Origin of the sequence: Paracoccus jiaweipingae (genome assembly GCF_044335505.1) — a bacterium.
Lineage (GTDB): Bacteria > Pseudomonadota > Alphaproteobacteria > Rhodobacterales > Rhodobacteraceae > Paracoccus.
In genome coordinates, this window is the sequence record NZ_JBISBS010000003.1 from 186,537 (window position 1) to 203,522 (window position 16,986).

Genomic DNA, 16,986 nt, shown 5'->3' on the forward strand with positions numbered 1-16,986 from the left:
GCGTGAGCATCACACCGGATGAAATCAGGGCCTATGCCAACCTCCCTCAGGAGGTGCCGGAAACCCTGTTTTCCAAGCACATCGAGATTGCCCAGCGCGATCTCGCCCGTGCCACCGGCATCGATGCCGCGCCCGATGGCCTCGATGAGCAATGGGCCGAGGCGCTCACCGTGCGCGCCTTGGCCAGCGCCTTTCCCTGGCTCAACACCTTCGCGCTCGATGGCGCGGCCAAGGTGGGGCGGCTTGAGGGATCGGTCGAATACCGCTTCCTCGATGCCGATGAGGTTGAGGAGAAGGTCAAGAATTTGAACGCCCGTTTCGAGGAGCTGGTGAGCGTGCTCACCCCCGCCGATCCGGGTGAAACCCCGCCCGATGAGGCGAGCCTCGGCTCGCTCTCGATGATGTCAGTCTGAGGATCACCATGCGCCTGCGCACCCGCTTTGCCGCCGAGATGCAATCCCGCCTCATCGCCTCGCTTCCCGAGGTGGTTGAGACCGTTTGGGATGCCCAGGCGGTTGTGGTCGCGGTCGAGCAAATCAAGTTCACCTCGGCGGGTGGCATCGAGGGCGATTGGGAGCGCAAGGCCACGCTCACGGGTGTGGTGCGCGCCGAGCTGCGCGCCGATGAGATCGATGCGCTGGAGGTCGAGCCGCTGATTGCCAACCTGGTGGCCGCGCCCGTGCATTTCGGCTTTGATGCCGAGACGCCGCTGGAAGACCTCAGCGAAAAAGCCCGTTTCGTGCTGGCCGATTGGCGCGATGTGATCCGCGATACCCAGGTTGCGAGCGCCCTGCGCTTCACCGTCGAGGCCACGATTGCCGCCCATGCCGGGCCTGGCGTGCGCCCTGATCTCCTGATCAGCCAAGCGCCAGAAATCGGCCCCGATCACGCGGGTGCCTACACCTCGGTCACGGGGGATGCGGCATGAGCGATTTCGACACCAATGAGAATGACCGCCGCCTCGGCAACATCGCCCAGATGGGCGTGGTCGAGGAGGTCAACTATGCCAACCCGCCCAAGGCGCGCGTGCGGATCGGTGAGCTTCTCACCGGCTGGATGCGCATGGGCACCCGACGCGCGGGCGATGCGCATGAGAGCTGGGGCTATAGCGTTGGCGAGGAGGTGCTGGTGGTTTCGACCTCGGGCGAGTTTCGCAATGGCGCGATTGTCTGCGCCCTGGCCAATGGCAAAAACCCCGCCCAGGCGGCGGATGGTGTTTTCAAGACCGTCTATCCGGGCGGTGTCGAGATCACGATCAGCGGCGGCAACGTCGATATTACCGCGCCGGGCAATGTCACCGTCAATGGTGATGTGATCGCCGATGGGATCAGCCTCAAGACCCACATTCATCCCGAAAGCATTGGCAGTGTCACGGGAGCGCCGCAATGAGTTTCACCGGCCTCAACTTGACCAATGGGCGCGCCGTGAGCGGGCTCGATCATCTGCGCCAATCGGTGCGGGATATCCTGATCACGCCCATCGGATCGCGCGTCATGCGCCGCGATTACGGCTCGGGCCTGGCCGATCTGATCGACCAGAACCTCACGCCCCTCACGCTGGCCCAGATTTACGCGGCCTCGGTCGATGCGTTGCGCAAGTGGGAGCCCCGCCTGCGCGTCACCCGTGTCCAGGCTGAGGCCCTGCCCGAGGAAATGGAGGATGGTCGCCTCTCGATCACGGTGGATGGCATCTACCTGCCCGAGGGCCGCGAGATCACGCTCGATGGGGTGGTGCTATGAGCTTCACCGCGATCAATCTCACCCGGCTCCCCGCGCCCCAGATCATCGAGCAGCCGGATTTCGAGACGATCTTTGCCGCCCGCAAGGCCCGGCTGATCGAGCTTGCCCAAGAGTTTGGCGATGCCGCCTATGTGGCCGCACTCGCCGCCGCGCTGGAGCTGGAGAGCGAGCCCCTGGTGCATCTCCTACAGGAAGATAGCTACCGCGAGCTCCTCTTGCGCGCCGCTGTCCAGGATGCAGGCAAGGGCAACCTTCTGGCCTTTGCTGAGAGGGCCATGCTTGACCATCTCGCCGCCTTCTATGGCGTTGCGCGCCAGGTGATCCAGGAGGCGGATGCCAGCGTGAGCCCGCCTATCGAGGAGGTGCTGGAGGATGATGAGCGCCTGCGCGCCCGCGTCCAGCTCGCCCCCGAGGGCTTCACCACCGCAGGCTCCATCGGCTCCTATACCTTCTGGGCGCTTTCCGCGTCTCCCCTGGTCAAGGATGTGGCGGTGCTGGAGGGCATGCCGCCCGGCGAGGTCCATGTTGCCGTGCTTTCGACCGAAGGCGATGGCACTGCCGATGCAGCTCTGATCCAAGATGTGGCGGCTGCGCTCAATGCCGAAGATGTGCGCCCGCTGTGCGATACGGTGGTGGTGCAGAGCGCCGCTGTTGTGCCCTACCAGATCGAAGCTGCTTTGACCTTCTACAATGGTCCGGATGGCGCCGTGGTGCTCGCCGCTGCGCAGGCTGCGATTGAGACCTATGTGGCCGATCATCACCGCCTCGGGCACGATATCACGCTCTCGGGCATCTTTGCCGCCCTCCACCAGGAAGGGGTGCAAAAGGTCACCTTGGCCGCCCCGGCCACTGATCTTGTGATCGGCCAGGGCGAGGCCGGATATTGCACCGGCATCACCCTGGCCGATGGGGGCCGCGATGTTTGATTTTGCCACCCTTCTGCCGCCCAACGCGACCGACCAGACCCGCGCCCTTGAGGTGATCATGGCCGAGCGCGAGATCGGCCTAGAGAGGGCCATCGAGACGCTTTGGAACCCGTGGACCTGCCCCGAGCGACACCTGCCTTGGCTGGCCTGGGCGCTGTCGGTCGATGAGTGGGATGCAAGCTGGCCGGTTGAAACCAAGCGGGCGGTTATCGCCTCCTCGATCGAGGTGCATCGCAAGAAAGGCACCGTGTCCTCGATCCGCCGCGCTCTTGCCGCTGCGGGCTATGGCGGCGCGGTCATTCTGGAGGGCCGCTATTCCAACGCGCATGACGGATCGCTCCGCTTCGATGGCACGGAGGCTTACGGCGGGCCGGATCACTGGGCCGAGTTCCTGCCGCACAACGGAGCTTTCTCTTACGACGCGAGCGAAGACCACGGCGGGCCGGATCACTGGGCCGAGTATCGGGTGCGCCTGCCGCGTCCGATCAGCATTGCCCAATCAAAAACGCTGCGCCGTATCCTGGCCAACGTGGCCCCCGCGCGCTGCCGCCTGAAACGCCTCTATTTCACCGAGGTGGCTCACCTCTTTGACCGCGCCATCGCCCACGATGGCACCTATTCCTATGGAGCTGCATAATGGCTGACCTTCCCGAAAGCGCCGATTGGGTGGATGGCATCTACCAGATCGAAACCACCGATCCCGTGGTGGGTGGCCCGCCGAACCTCGCCCTTGGTCAGGGTATCTCGAATGTGCAGGCGCAACAGCTCGCGCAGCGCACTAGCTACCTCAAGAGCGCCATCAACGGCCTTGGAGGCGAGGCCGGTGGTGTCCCCGGTGCAGACCTAGACGCGCTCACCGGCTCCGGGGCCTATCGCATCGCCATCGGTGATAACGCGAGTCCGGCTTCCACATATGAGGGGGCTTTGCAACACGTCGAGGGCGCGAACGGGATCGCGTGGCAGGTCGCGTTCATGTCCAATGGGCGCAGCTATACACGCCACCGCACAGACGCCACGCCGACATGGACGGCGTGGGCGCTGGCGTGGAGCGAGGCGAGCGCAACGTTCAGCGCGGGGCTTTCTGGTTATCAGATTTTCCCGAGCGGGTTGATCATGCAGTGGGGCCAGCTTGGCACCTCTGGCGGAGTCGGGCAGGTCACCTTCCCTATCGCCTTCCCGAATGTTTGCCGGGTGGTGGTTGTGGGAGACAACGCAAACTCCACTGATCTCACCAATGTCCATATCTCGTCCCAGGGGGACCGGACCAATACCGGCGTCAAGCTTTACGCTCTCAAGCCCGATGGGTCACCGGTGGCATCGGTCGTTCAATACGTCGCAATCGGAGACTAAGAACATGAAAAAAGCGCATTACGACGAAGGCGGGCGCATCGTCGGTTTCTACGATCCTGCAATCCATGCCGACATCCCGGCTCCGGTCGTGGACATCCCGGACGATGCCTGGGCGGGGCATACTGGTGGCACGCAGGTTTACCATGTTGACCTGAGCGGTGCCGCGCCCGCTGTCGCGCCTTACATTCCGCCGCCACCCAGCCGCGAAGATCAGCGGCGGAGCGCGCTTGCAAAAATCGATGCCGAACATGCCCGCTATTTGCGCGCGCTGACGGGTGGCGCGACCATCGAGGAGCGTGACACCTGGAAGCCGAAAGAAGAGGCCTCCCGCGCTTTCGAGGCAGGCACCGCCACGCCTGGCCAAGCGGCCATGCTCGCCGCCGAGGCCGATGGCGGCGGCATCACAGAGGCCGAGCTGGCCGCGAAGATCATCGCCAAAGCAGACGCCTTTCTCGCGCTGATCGGTGTCGCCGCCGGTCTGCGAGCCAAGGCTCGCGCCGCCATCATGGCCGCAACCGATGAGGCCGTGCCTCTCGACCAGGTGAGCGGCCAGATCACCGCCGCCTTCACCCAGCTTGACGCGGATGCCAAAGCGGCGGTCGCGCAGTTCACCAACGAAACCCAAGACCCCAGCTCCTGAAAGGAGGCAAGACATGCCTGAGCAATTTCTCCACGGCGTCGAGGTTGTCGAGATCGACACCGGCACGCGCCCCATTCGCACCGTGCGCTCCTCGGTCATTGGCCTGGTGGGCACCGCCCCCGACGCCGATGCCGACAAGTTCCCGCTCAACAAGCCTGTTCTGATCGCAGGAAAACGCAGCGAAGCGGCTGGCCTGGGTGACGCTGGCACCCTCATGCCCGCCATCGATGATATCTTCGATCAGGCCGGGGCCATCGTGGTTGTCGTGCGCGTCGAAGAGGGCATCGATGATGCCGCAACGCTTTCCAACGTGATCGGCGGCACCGATGCGATCACCGGCCTGCCCGAGGGGCTCCAGGTGCTCCTTACCGCCGAGAGCGAGCTGGGCGTTGCCCCGCGCATCCTGGTGGTGCCCGAGTTCTCCCAGGAGCAAGCGGTGGTGGCCGATCTGATCTCGATTGCGACCAAGCTGCGCGCCGTGATCATCGCCGATGGCCCGAATTCCAACGATGCCGACGCCATCGCCTACCGCGACAATTTCGGCTCGGATCGCATCTACCTGGTCGATCCCTGGGTGAAGGTCTGGGATACCGTGACCTCCACCGAGATCATCCGCCCGGCCTCGGCCCGCGTGGCGGGTGTGATCGCCAAATCGGATGCCGAGCGCGGCTTCTGGCATTCGCCGTCCAACCGGCTGATCGATGGTATCCTGGGCACCGCCCGGCCCATCGATTTCACCCTGGGCGATGCGACCTCGCGCGCGAACATCCTCAATGAGAACGAGGTCACCACGATCATCCAGCGTGATGGCTATCGTCTCTGGGGCAATCGCACGCTCAGCGCCGATCCCAAGTGGGCTTTCCTCAAGCGCCGCCGGATCGCCGACATGATCAACGAAAGCATCATGCAGGCGCATTTCTGGGCAGTGGACCGCAATGCGGATCGCACCTATTTCGAGGATGTGATCGAAGGCGTAAACGCCTACGGGCGGCGCATGATCACCGTGGGTGCGCTGGTGGGCTTCAAATGCTGGGCCGATCCCGATCTCAACACCCCCGAGGCACTCGAAGCGGGCCAGGTCTATTTCGACTATGATTGGGTCGAAACGCCCACCGCCGAGCACATCACTTTCCGCTCCATGATCAACAACGGCTACCTCTCCGAGGTCCTGCCTAACGCGGCCTAAGGAGGGCTTTCACGATGCGTGATCTTCTGAAATTCATGAATGGCTTTGTCGATGGCTACGGTTATGCCGGTGTCATTTCGGCGGCTGAGGTGCCCAAGATCGAGGTGGCCACCCGCGAATTCAACGCGGCGGGTATGGCTGGCCCCATCGAGGTGCGTATGGCGCGCCTGGCCAATGCGCTGATGGCCAAGCTCACTTTCGAGGGCTTCGATCCGCACCTCTATGAGACCCTCGACATTACCGAGGGCGCTCTGATCCCGTTCACCATCAAGGGCTCGACCGAGGATGGCGACGGGGCCACCCACGCGCACAACATCAAGATGCGCGGTTTCCTCAAGGTCCTCGATGAGGGTGAGTGGAAGGATGGCGAGGGCGTGCCGCTCAAGCTCGATATGAGCCTGCGCTACTACAAGCGCGAGCGCGATGGGGTGGAGCTCTTCGAGATCGACCAGGAGAACATGGTATTCCGCGTGCGCGACAATGACCTCCTGGCGCAACACCGCACCAATATCGCGCGCTGAGGAGGGCTGAGACATGGCACATAGCGAAACCATCACCCTGCAATACCCCTTCACCTTCGAGGGCGAGGAGATCACCGAGATCACCATCCGCCGCCCGAAAATGCGCGACATGAAAAAGGCCCAGAAGCACAAGGACGACATGGAGAAATCCATTCACATGATCGCCGATCTGGCCGAGGTGTCGCCCAAGCTGGTGGAAGAGCTCGACACCGAGGACTTTGGCGCGGTGAGTGCCAAGGTGGGGGAGTTTATGGGCGCATCGGGGGAACAGACCCCGTAAGGCTGCGCCCGGTCGCCCTTTTCATGAGCCGCCATTTCCACTGGCAACCATCCGAGATCGATGAGTTGCCAGTGGAAGAGCTCCTCGAAACCTTCGAGGACGCCAAAACCTACCTTGAGAAAGAGCGAGAGAAGCGATGATCCCTACCGTTGGTGTCGATGTCCTGGTGAGCCTGGCCGACCGGCTCTCGGCACCGCTGAGGGATGCGGAAGCGACTATCGCACGCGCCTCGGAACGGATGAACCGCCGCCTCCAGCTCTCCATGAAGCTGGCGGGCGGTGGTGCCGCCGCAGCCGGGATCGCCTATGGCGCGCAACGCCTGGTCACCGGCTTCACCGATAGCATCCGAGAGGTCGAGCGCGCCAAGGGCGAGCTGGCCACGCTGGGCGTGCGCGATCTCGATGCCGTGGTGCAACGCGGCTATGAGATGCAGACCCAGCTTGCCGGGATCACGGCGGATGCCTTTGTGCGCGCCTCCTATGACATCAAGTCCGGGATCAGCTCGCTCACCGATCAGGGCGTGGCCGATATGACCGCCGCCGCCATGCTGGTGGCCAAGGCGACAAAGGGCCAGGCCGAGCAAATGACCTCGCTTTTTGCGACCTCATACGGGATCTTCAAAGACCAGTATGCGGCCATGAGCGATGCCGATTTCGGCAACATGTTCGGGGCTGCGCTTTCCGCCTCGGTGCAACAGTTCAAGACCGATGGCGCGGCGATGCAACAAGCCATCGAGACGGCTGGCGCGGGGGCGGTCAACCTCGGAATGCAAATGACCGAGCAGCTCACGCTCCTGGGCATGATGCAACAGCAAATGCAGGCCGGTGAGGCGGGCACAGCGCTGCGCGCTTTCGCGACCAATGCGGCTCGCGCGCATGAAAAATTCGGCGAGATGGCTGTCACCGCCGAGCGCCCGGTGCGCGTGCGCATCCTCGATGAGAATGGCCAACTTCGCGCGATGCCCGATATCCTGACCGATCTCAGGGCGCGCTATGGCGAGACCCTTGACGCCTTCGAGGCGGCTGAGATCAAGGATGCCTTTGGCACCGATGAAGCCATGAAAATGATCAACGCCCTCTATGGCCAGGAGGCGGCGGTGCGCGCCAATGCCGAGGCCCTGGGCGATGCGGCGGATCAGGGGGCCGCGTTCACCGAACAGATGGCCCGTGCCGCCGATAGCAACTGGGATGCGGCGATGGTGCTCCTTTCCCAGAAAATGGACGTGCTGCGCCAAAAGATCGGCGAGCGGCTTCTACCCGTGGTCGAGCGGCTCTTGCCGGTGATCGATGCGTTCATCGCCACCGCCTTTGACTGGATCGATGCCAACCCCGAGCTGGTCACCGGGATCGGTGCGGTGGTGGCGGGCCTGGGCGCGCTGGCGGCGATTGTGGCCCCCATCCTGATCGGCGCGGGCGCGCTGGTGAGCGGCTGGGCGATGATGAGCTATGGGGCAACGCGGCTCGGCCTTGCCGTGTTCAACGTGGGCAAATGGGTGGCCGGTGCGGGTCGCTGGCTTCTCTGGCTTGGTCGTCTGGTGCTGCCCCTGGTGGGCAAGGCGGTCATGTTCATCGGGCGCGCGCTGATCGCCAACCCCATCGGCGCGATCATCATGGGCATCGCGGGTGCAGCCTTCCTCATCTATAAATACTGGGAGCCGATTTCGGCCTTTTTCCAGGACCTTTGGGCGCAGGTTGTTGATGCCTTCGATGGCGCGGTGGACTGGATCACCAGTGCCGTGGATAGCGTGATCGGCTTTGACTGGGCCAGCCTTCTCACCCTCGATGGCCTGCGATCCGCCTGGAGCGCGGTCACCGGCTTCCTGGGCCGCGTGCTGGGCAACCTCTGGGATGCGCTCAGCCCGCTTGCCTGGTTTGGGATCGTGCGATCCGAGGACCTGGCAAACGCCTGGGCGGCGGTCACCAGCTTCATCACCGGCACCGCGCGCAAGCTCTGGGAGGGCATCACCAGCATCGAGTGGGGTAACCTTCTCACTCTCGATGGCCTGCGCGCGGCCTGGGCTGGCGTCGCTGGCTTTCTCGGCGGCGTGCTCGGCACGCTCTGGGATACGCTCAGCCCGCTATCCTGGGCCGGGATTGTCAAATCGGATGATCTTGCCGCCGCTTGGGCGGGGGTGACGGGTTTCATTACTGGCACCGCAAGCCAGGTTTGGGCGGGGATCACCGGGATCGATTGGGGCAACCTCCTCACGCTTGAGGGGCTGCGCACCGCTTGGAGCGGCGTCACCGGGTTCATCGGTGGTGTAGTGGGCGATCTCTGGGATGCACTCAGCCCGCTTTCATGGGCGGGCCTGGTCAATTCCGAGGACCTGAGCGCCGCATGGAACGCGGTGACGGGCTTTGTCTCGGGCACGGCGAGCAAGGTGTGGGATGGGATCACCAGCATCGAGTGGAGCGGTCTGGTCGATAGCGCAGCAATGTCGAGGGCTATCGATAGCCTGGTGGGTATTGTTGAGCGCGGCTGGGAGACCCTGGAGGGCATCTTTGATAGCATCATCGCCGCCGCCGCCGCCGTGGGCGAGAAGGTGGGCGAGGCCATCACGATTGCCATCGATGGTGCGCGCGCCGCGCTGGCCGCGCTGAGCGGTGATCGCGGTGTGGAGCGGATTTTCGGGCAGCTCGATGCCCTGGCCGAAAACGGCATCGGGCGAGACTTTGTGCAAGGTCAGGCGCTCACCGAGGCGCTGGAGGCTGAGCAAATCACCCTCGATGCTTACCGCCAGGCCCTCGCGGCGGTGGTCGAGGAAGGCGGGCGCTTTGCCGAGATCGCGCAACAGATGATCGATAAATCCGGCCAGCTCGACACCTTCAGCCTGCCCGAACCTCCCGCGCCGCAAATGCCGCCGATGGAGGATATCGATGCGGTATCGGCCAAGCTATCGGCGATCCAAGCCGCCGCCGCCGAGACCATCGCGGCGGTGCAATCCGCGATCAGCCAGATCGTGGGAATTGTCCAAGGCATCGATCTGACCACCGAGGGCGCGCGGATCGCGTCCTCCATCGCGGCGGGCATTCGCGCCCAGATCGGCGAGGTGCGCGCCGCCGCCGCCGCTATGAGCGCCGCGATCCGCAGCGCGCTCCCCGGCAACGCCAATGTCAACGTGGCCCTCTCGGGCGCGCCCGCGCCGGTCCAGGCGCGCGCCAGCGGCGGGTGGTATAAGCCCGGCTGGCTCTTGACCGGCGAGCAAGGCCCCGAGCTACGCTATGCCACCGAGGGCGGCTTCATCGCGCACAACCGCGCCCTGCGCGGCATGCTCGATATGGCCAGCCGCACCCGCGATCTGGTGAGTGGCATCGGCTTCGAGGGGCTGGGTACAAGCCCGGTGCCTGCGCTGGCCACCGTCGCGGCGGCGGCTGGACCCACCATGCAGCGCGGGCCGATCACGCTTTCGCCGCAATACAACATGCCCATGAGCTTCGAGAGGGGCGTGGATATGGATGAGGTGCGCAACACCGTGCGTCAGGAGCTCATCGCCGCCGAGGAGCGTGCGCAAGCCGATCTGAGGAGGCTCCTGCATGACTAAGGTGATGATGATGCTCGGGGCCTATCCCTTCATGCTGGACACCGCCGCCTATCAACAGCTCAAGCGCAGCTCGGAATATCGATGGAAAGAGCTTGACCGGATCGGGCGCAAGCCCGCCCAGCAATATGTAGGGCCTGGGGCCGATCAGATCACGCTCTCGGGTGAAATCCTGCCCCATTGGAAAGGCGGGCTTTATCAAGTGGACGCGATGCGCGCCCAGGCGGCGGGCGGCAAGCCTCTGGTGCTCCTGGAGGGCTATGGCGGTTTCGTGCTGGGCACCTGGGTGATCCTCAAGATCGAGGAAACCAAGAGCGAGCTCATGGGCGATGGGAGCCCGCGTGTGATCAACTTCTCCATGACGCTCAAGGAATATGGTGAGGATCAGGGTGGTATCGGTGGGCTCGGCCTCGCCTTGGCCGCGCTTTCAACATTGGCGAGGTTGGTATGAAATATCGCACCAAGGATGGCGATGTGCTCGATGCGATCTGCGCCAAGCATTATGGCGACACGCCGCACCAGGTGGAGGATGTGCTCGCCGCCAACCCCGGCCTTGCCGCCCTCGGCCCGGTGCTGCCCTCGGGGCTGATCATCAACTTGCCCGAGATCGAGGACACCGCGCAGGAGCGCCCCACAATCCGGCTATGGGATTGATCGCATGACACCTGATTTCAAAGTGATCGCCGCTGGCATCAACATCACACCCCAGATCAAGGATCGCCTCCTCAGTCTCACCGTGAGCGACGAGGCGGGCTTCAAGTCCGATCAGGTCGAGATCACCCTCGATGATCGGGATAACGCCATCGAGTTGCCCTTGCCTGGTGCGCCGCTGGTCGTGTTGATGGGGTATAAGGAGACATTCCTGGTGCCGATGGGCATCTACACCGCCGATGAGGTGGTGGCCAAAGGCCCGCCCGATACCGTCACGATCCGGGGTAAAGCCGCCAACCTGGGCGGATCGATCAAGGAGCAGAAAACCCGCAACTGGGATGAAAAGACCATCGAGGAGATCGTGAGCACCATCGCGGGCGAGCACGGGCTGGAGCCGAAGGTGGCCGAGGCCTATGCCGATTTCTTCTATGAGCACCTCGATCAGACCGATGAGAGCGATCTCAACTTCCTCATGCGGATCGCCAAGGAGCACGATGCGCTGGCCACGGTGAAGGGGCAGACACTCCTCTTTATAGGCAAGGGCGAGGGCAAGACCGCGAGCGGACTGCCCATGCTTCCCCTGCCCATCACCAGATCGGGCAAGCTCTCCTGGTCAATGACGCTTGCCACGCGCGGCGATTTCAGATCGGTCGAGGCCAACTGGCACAACGAAGAAACCGGGCAGAAAGAGAAGGTGACCGAGGGTGAAGGCTCGCCGATCAAGAAGCTGCGCCACACCTACGCCACCAAGGAAGAGGCCCAGCGCGCGGCCAAGGCCGAGCTCGACAAGATCAAGCGGGGCAACGACACCCTGAGCATGACGATGCCGGGTAACCCGCTGATCGCCGCCGAGGGTCAAATCCTCGCGCTCGGGTTTCGGATCGGGGTGGCGGGGCTATGGTCGATCACCAGCGCCAAGCACCAGATCGGGGGCGGTGGTTTCACCACATCGATTGAGACCGAGAAGCCCAAATCAGAGGTCAGCTAGACAAGCGAGCGGTTCAAAATTAAAACGATCACCAATCGAAAAAATTTTGGTCCGGTCCACCCCCCGTGACGCTGCGCTTCCCCGTTGAACACGGCGTCAGGGGCGTCTAGCCTGCCCGCATAACCGCACCCTGACAGGAGGTCATGCGATGAAAAACGAAAGCTGGTCCCAGCGCGCCGAAGAATATTCCATGTATGGGTTTACCGACCTGCCAAGCGTGCATCAGCGCGGCACGGTGGTCATCACCCATGGCGACGGCCCCTATATCGTCGATACCGACGGCAAACGGTATCTGGATGCCAATTCCGGGCTGTGGAACATGGTCGCCGGGTTCGACCACAAGGGTCTGGCAGATGCCGCCAAGGCGCAATATGACAAATTCCCCGGCTATCACGCGTTTTTCGGGCGCATGTCCGACCAGACGGTGCTGCTGTCGGAAAAGCTGATCGAGGTCAGTCCCTGGGATCGCGGCAAGGTATTTTACACCAATTCCGGGTCCGAGGCGAATGACACGCTGGTCAAGATGCTGTGGTTTCTGGCCCGGTCCGAGGGTCAGCCCCAGCGCCGCAAGATCCTGACCCGCGTCAATGCCTATCACGGTGTCACCGCGGTTTCGGCCAGCATGACCGGCAAACCCTATAACGAGGTTTTCGGCCTGCCCCTGCCGGGCTTTATCCACCTGACCTGCCCGCATTACTGGCGCTTTGGTCAGGACGGCGAGACCGAGGAACAGTTCACCCAGCGTCTGGCCCAAGAGCTTGAGGACACGATCACCCGCGAAGGCGCCGACACCATCGCCGCTTTCGTGGCCGAACCGGTCATGGGCGCGGGCGGGGTGATTCCCCCGTCCAAAGGGTATTTTCAGGCCATTCAGCCGATCCTGAAAAAACACGGTATCCCGCTGGTCTCGGACGAGGTGATCTGCGGCTTTGGGCGCACCGGCAACACCTGGGGCTGTGAAACCTATGGCTTTACGCCCGATGCGATCATCAGTTCCAAGGCGCTGACGGCGGGGTATTTCCCGATGGGTGCGGTGCTGCTGGGGCCGGATCTGTCCGACCGCATGGACCGCGCGGTCGAGGTGATCGAGGAATTCCCCCACGGCTTTACCGCCTCGGGGCATCCGGTCGGCTGCGCCATCGCGCTGAAGGCCATCGACGTGGTGATGAACGAGGGGCTGGCCGATAATGTCCGCCGCCTTGCCCCCCGGATGGAGGCCGGCCTGCGCGCCATCATGGAACGCAGCAACCATATCGGGGAATTGCGCGGCATCGGCTATATGTGGGCGCTTGAGGCCTGCCTTGACCCGGCCAGCAAAACCCCCTTCGACAGCAGCCTGTCGGTCAGCGAACGCATCGCCAATACCTGCACCGATCTGGGGCTGATCTGCCGCCCGCTGGGGCAGTCGGTGGTGCTGTGCCCGCCCTTCACCCTGACCGAGGCGCAGATGGACGAAATGTTCGACAAGCTGGAAACCGCCCTCAACAAGGTCTTTGCAGAGGTGGCATGACACCGCTGACGACCGGCCGGTCGCATTGACCCCGGCCGGTCGTCGCCTTAGCCGTAATGCCGGACCGGCGGCCCTGCCGCCGCGCGCCGGTTTTTAAAAATTTTTTATCAAGGGGATACACCACTTGAGCCGCCAGCACTCGACTGCCCGCCAGATCCTGCTGATTCTGGGAATGCATCGCAGCGGAACCTCGTTTCTGGCCGATTGCGCCGGGGCGCTGGGGTTTGCCCTGCCGCGCGACCGCGGCGGGCCCGCCCGCGACAATATTCATGGGCATTTCGAGCCGCAGGCACTGGTGGCGGTCAATGACCTGATCCTGTCCGGGCTTGGCAGCGGCTGGGACCGGCTGACGCCGATGCCACGGCTGGCGCCTGATGGCACGACCAAGACCCGGATGGCGCAGGCGCTGCGCGAATCTTACGGCGATGCCGACCGCATCGTGATGAAGGACCCGCGCCTGTCGCTGACCCTGCCGGTCTGGCAGCCGTGGTTCGACGAACGTGGCGACCGCCTGACCGCGCTGATCGCGCTGCGCGACCCGCGCGCGGTGGCCCGGTCGCTGGCGACCCGCGACGATTTCCTGCCCGATTACGCCATGGGCCTGTGGCTGTCGCATATGCTGGCCAGCCTTCAGGCAACGCAGGCGATGGACCGGCTGCTGGTGCCATTCCCCGACTGGATGCGCCAGCCCGCGCAGATGCTGGAACAGATCGCGGCGCTGACCGGGCTGCCCCTGCCCGCCGATGCCAGCCAGCAGGTCGCGGCGCGCTTTGACACCGACGCGGTCCATGCGCAGGGCGATGCCGATGGCCCGGCACCCGCAGGACCGCTGGGGGAACTGGCGATGACGGTGTATCGCGCGTTGCAGCGGGCTGGTGACAGCCTGCCGCCGCCCGCGCAACTGGCCGACTGGCAGGACCAGTTCCGCCAGCGCGCCGAGGCCGCCATCGGCGCCGAGGCCAGCCGCAAACTGGCCCTGGCCGATGCCCGCGCCGGTTTCGCCCGCCAGCAGGCCGAGCTGCGGCGCGAAACCAACCGTCTGGCCGAGGTCGTCGCCAGCCGCGACGATGACGCCCGCCACCTGCAAAACCAGATCGCCGCAACCGAGGCACAGCGCGATGCCCTGCAAAGCATGGCTGATGATCTGCGTGGGCAAAATGCCGATCTGATCCAGCATCTGTCCGGGGCCGAGGCGCAGCGGGATACGGCCATCAGCGCGCGCGATGCCCTGCAAACCGTGGCCGATGATCTGAACGACCAGAACAGTCGGCTGCAACAAACCCTGACCGACACGCAGGCACAGCACAGCGCACTGGCGCAGCAACTGACCGCGACCGAGGCGCAGCGGGACGAGATGACCGCCAAGGCCGACGATTTTCTGGCCGAATTCGAAACCGCGGTCCAGATTCTGGACCAGCGGCAGGCACAGCTTGACCAGATGGGTGAACATCTGGCGCAGCTTGAACAGCAAAACGATTTTCTGGCCGACAGGCTGCGGATTGAACGAATGACCATTCTGAAACCTCTTTATCGCCGCCTTTACGGCTTTGGCGGGCGGCAATTGCGCCGCGTCATGCCTGCCCCGCTGGTCGACCGCCTCAGGCGGCACCTGCCCGCGCCGGGCAGCATCCCGGCCCGGCTCAGCTTTACGCCGCCCGCCGTTTCCAGCGCGCCGCAGACCAGCTTTGCCGCCATTGCCCCGCGACAGGGCGACAAGCCCGATATTTTCGTGATGTCGATCATCAACTGGGATTTCCGCACCCAGCGGCCCCAGCATCTGGCCACCGAAATGGCCCGCGCCGGTCATCGCGTCTTTTACATCGAGATGGAGCGCGACCCCGGTCCCGGCACCGCACGCGAGGTCGCGCCGGGCGTTTATGTGCTGCGCCTGTCGGGGCGCGGGCTGCGTGACATTGCCAATTACAACGGCGTGGCGACCGCGCGGCAGGCGCGGATCTGGGTCGACGGATTCCACGATCTGGCCGACAGTATCGGCATCAGCCCGACCGCGCAGATCGTCGTCGAACACCCCTATTGGTGGCAATTCACCCGCCATCTGGCCCCGCGCTTTCAGATCGCCTTTGACTGTATGGACGATATCGCCGGGTTCTCGAACACCGAGCCGCATATCCTCGAGGCCGAGGCCGAACTGATCGCCAGGGCGGACAAGATGTTCGTCAGTTCGCAATATCTTCAGGACAAATACGGCCAAATCCGCGACGTGGTCATGGTGCGCAATGGCACCGATGTCAGCCATTTCCTGTCCGAGGATGACGGCACCCTGCCCGCCTTCCTGACCGGCAAACTGGCCGGGGACAAGATCCGCGTCGGCTATGTCGGGGCGATTGCCGAATGGTTCGACACCGATATGGTCGAACAGGTCGCCCGCGATAACCCCGATTTCGACATTCACCTGTGCGGGGCCGTCACCGCCGAGGCCCCGATGCGGCTGGACCGGGTCGACAATATTACCCTGCATGGGGAAATTCCCTATGGCGATGTGCCGGCCTTCCTGCGGGCGATGGATGTGCTGATCATCCCCTTCCAGCTGGTGCCGATCATCAAGGCCTGCGATCCGGTCAAGTTCTATGAATATGCCGCCGTGATGCGCCCGACCGTGGCCACCCCGATGCCGGAACTGGACCGTGCCGGCGATCTGGTGACACGCGCGGATGATGCGGCGGGCTTTGGCGCCGGCATTCGCGCCGCCGCGCAAAAGGCCCGCGACCCCGGCCATGGCGCGGCGCTGCGCCAATATGCGCTGGACAATGCCTGGTCCTTCCGCGCGGCGGATATGCTGACCGAACTGTGCCGCGAACCGCTGTTGTCGGTGGTCGTGCTGGCCTATGGCGCGGCCGATCTGACCATGGCAACGCTGCATTCGCTGCTGGGAAGGGGAAGCATCTATCCCAACCTCGAGGTCATCGTCTCGGATAACGGTTCAAGCGACGAAGCCATCGCGCAAATGCAGGATCTGGCCGCCCGCGACAGCCGGTTGCGGGTGATCCGTAATGACGACAATCTGGGGTTTGCGCGCGGAAACAATGTCGGCATCAAGGCGGCGCGGGGCGATTATGTGCTGTTGCTGAACAATGACACTTTCGTCGCCCCCGATGCGCTGTTGGCGATGGTGCGGCATCTGCAACGCAACCCCGAACTGGGGATTGTCGGGCCGATGACCAATAATATCGGCAACGAGGCCCGGATCGAGGTCGCCTATGCCGATATGGATCAGATGATCCACACCGCGCGGGCGCTGGCCACCGGCCATCGCGGCCAGTGGACGCCGATGCCGGTCGCGGCCTATTTCTGCGCCCTGTTCCGCAAGGCCGATCTGGACCGTATCGGCGATCTGCCGGTCGACTATGGCCGCGGCATGTTCGAGGATGACGACCACTGCGCCAGTTTCCGCGCCGCCGGGTTCGAGATCGCGCTGGCCGAAGACGCCTTTGTCCATCACCACCTGTCCGCGACCTTCAACGCCCTGCCCTCGGCGGAAAAACAGGCCCTGTTCGACCGCAACAAGGCTATTTTCGAAAGCCGCTGGGGGGCGTGGGTGCCGCATCGCTATCGCGACCGCCGCCCGCAAGCCAGCCTGCCCGACAAGTGACCGGCCTGACGCCCGGTCAATGACCCAAGCCAGCGAGGCCCTGCGCT

At 64.0% G+C, this 16,986-nt stretch carries 17 protein-coding genes; all 17 read left to right on the forward strand.

Annotated features, from left to right (window positions below):
- The first annotated feature begins 2 nt into the window (after positions 1-2).
- Complete coding sequence (locus tag ACFXP9_RS07115; protein WP_397207076.1) at positions 3-413, forward strand: hypothetical protein; 411 nt, start codon at positions 3-5, stop codon at positions 411-413.
- Between the two features lie 8 nt (positions 414-421).
- The gene (locus ACFXP9_RS07120) at positions 422-928 is read left to right on the forward strand and encodes a hypothetical protein (protein ID WP_397207074.1); all 507 of its coding nucleotides are present in this window, start codon (positions 422-424) and stop codon (positions 926-928) included.
- Positions 925-1,389, forward strand: coding sequence for a phage baseplate assembly protein V (locus ACFXP9_RS07125; protein ID WP_397207072.1), 465 nt, complete (start codon positions 925-927; stop codon positions 1,387-1,389). Before ACFXP9_RS07120 ends, ACFXP9_RS07125 begins: the two co-directional genes overlap by 4 nt.
- Positions 1,386-1,739, forward strand: a complete 354-nt coding sequence (locus ACFXP9_RS07130) for a GPW/gp25 family protein (RefSeq protein WP_397207070.1) — start codon at positions 1,386-1,388, stop codon at positions 1,737-1,739. Before ACFXP9_RS07125 ends, ACFXP9_RS07130 begins: the two co-directional genes overlap by 4 nt.
- Positions 1,736-2,665 (forward strand): baseplate assembly protein, encoded by a 930-nt coding sequence (locus tag ACFXP9_RS07135; RefSeq protein ID WP_397207068.1) that lies wholly within the window; start codon positions 1,736-1,738, stop codon positions 2,663-2,665. Before ACFXP9_RS07130 ends, ACFXP9_RS07135 begins: the two co-directional genes overlap by 4 nt.
- Positions 2,658-3,302, forward strand: coding sequence for a phage tail protein I (locus tag ACFXP9_RS07140; RefSeq protein ID WP_397210115.1), 645 nt, complete (start codon positions 2,658-2,660; stop codon positions 3,300-3,302). Before ACFXP9_RS07135 ends, ACFXP9_RS07140 begins: the two co-directional genes overlap by 8 nt.
- Positions 3,302-4,015, forward strand: a complete 714-nt coding sequence (locus tag ACFXP9_RS07145; protein ID WP_397207064.1) for a pyocin knob domain-containing protein — start codon at positions 3,302-3,304, stop codon at positions 4,013-4,015. Before ACFXP9_RS07140 ends, ACFXP9_RS07145 begins: the two co-directional genes overlap by 1 nt.
- A gap of 4 nt (positions 4,016-4,019) precedes the next feature.
- Entirely contained in the window at positions 4,020-4,655 is a 636-nt protein-coding gene (locus ACFXP9_RS07150) for a hypothetical protein (RefSeq protein ID WP_397207062.1), read from the forward strand.
- A gap of 13 nt (positions 4,656-4,668) precedes the next feature.
- Positions 4,669-5,841 (forward strand): phage tail sheath subtilisin-like domain-containing protein, encoded by a 1,173-nt coding sequence (locus tag ACFXP9_RS07155; RefSeq protein WP_397207060.1) that lies wholly within the window; start codon positions 4,669-4,671, stop codon positions 5,839-5,841.
- Between the two features lie 14 nt (positions 5,842-5,855).
- Positions 5,856-6,362: a phage major tail tube protein gene (locus ACFXP9_RS07160; RefSeq protein WP_397207058.1), complete on the forward strand. Its 507-nt coding sequence runs from the start codon at positions 5,856-5,858 to the stop codon at positions 6,360-6,362.
- A 13-nt stretch (positions 6,363-6,375) separates the two neighbouring features.
- Positions 6,376-6,642: a phage tail assembly protein gene (locus tag ACFXP9_RS07165; RefSeq protein ID WP_397210117.1), complete on the forward strand. Its 267-nt coding sequence runs from the start codon at positions 6,376-6,378 to the stop codon at positions 6,640-6,642.
- A 136-nt stretch (positions 6,643-6,778) separates the two neighbouring features.
- Entirely contained in the window at positions 6,779-10,183 is a 3,405-nt protein-coding gene (locus tag ACFXP9_RS07170; protein ID WP_397207054.1) for a phage tail tape measure protein, read from the forward strand.
- Positions 10,176-10,631: a phage tail protein gene (locus ACFXP9_RS07175; protein WP_397207052.1), complete on the forward strand. Its 456-nt coding sequence runs from the start codon at positions 10,176-10,178 to the stop codon at positions 10,629-10,631. Before ACFXP9_RS07170 ends, ACFXP9_RS07175 begins: the two co-directional genes overlap by 8 nt.
- Entirely contained in the window at positions 10,628-10,834 is a 207-nt protein-coding gene (locus ACFXP9_RS07180; protein WP_397207050.1) for a tail protein X, read from the forward strand. Before ACFXP9_RS07175 ends, ACFXP9_RS07180 begins: the two co-directional genes overlap by 4 nt.
- A gap of 4 nt (positions 10,835-10,838) precedes the next feature.
- Positions 10,839-11,819: a contractile injection system protein, VgrG/Pvc8 family gene (locus ACFXP9_RS07185; RefSeq protein ID WP_397207048.1), complete on the forward strand. Its 981-nt coding sequence runs from the start codon at positions 10,839-10,841 to the stop codon at positions 11,817-11,819.
- Positions 11,820-11,967: 148 nt separating this feature from the next.
- Positions 11,968-13,329, forward strand: a complete 1,362-nt coding sequence (locus tag ACFXP9_RS07190) for an aminotransferase (protein ID WP_397207046.1) — start codon at positions 11,968-11,970, stop codon at positions 13,327-13,329.
- A gap of 124 nt (positions 13,330-13,453) precedes the next feature.
- On the forward strand, positions 13,454-16,939 hold the full coding sequence (locus ACFXP9_RS07195; RefSeq protein ID WP_397207044.1) for a glycosyltransferase: 3,486 nt from the start codon (positions 13,454-13,456) through the stop codon (positions 16,937-16,939).
- Positions 16,940-16,986 lie beyond the last annotated feature (47 nt).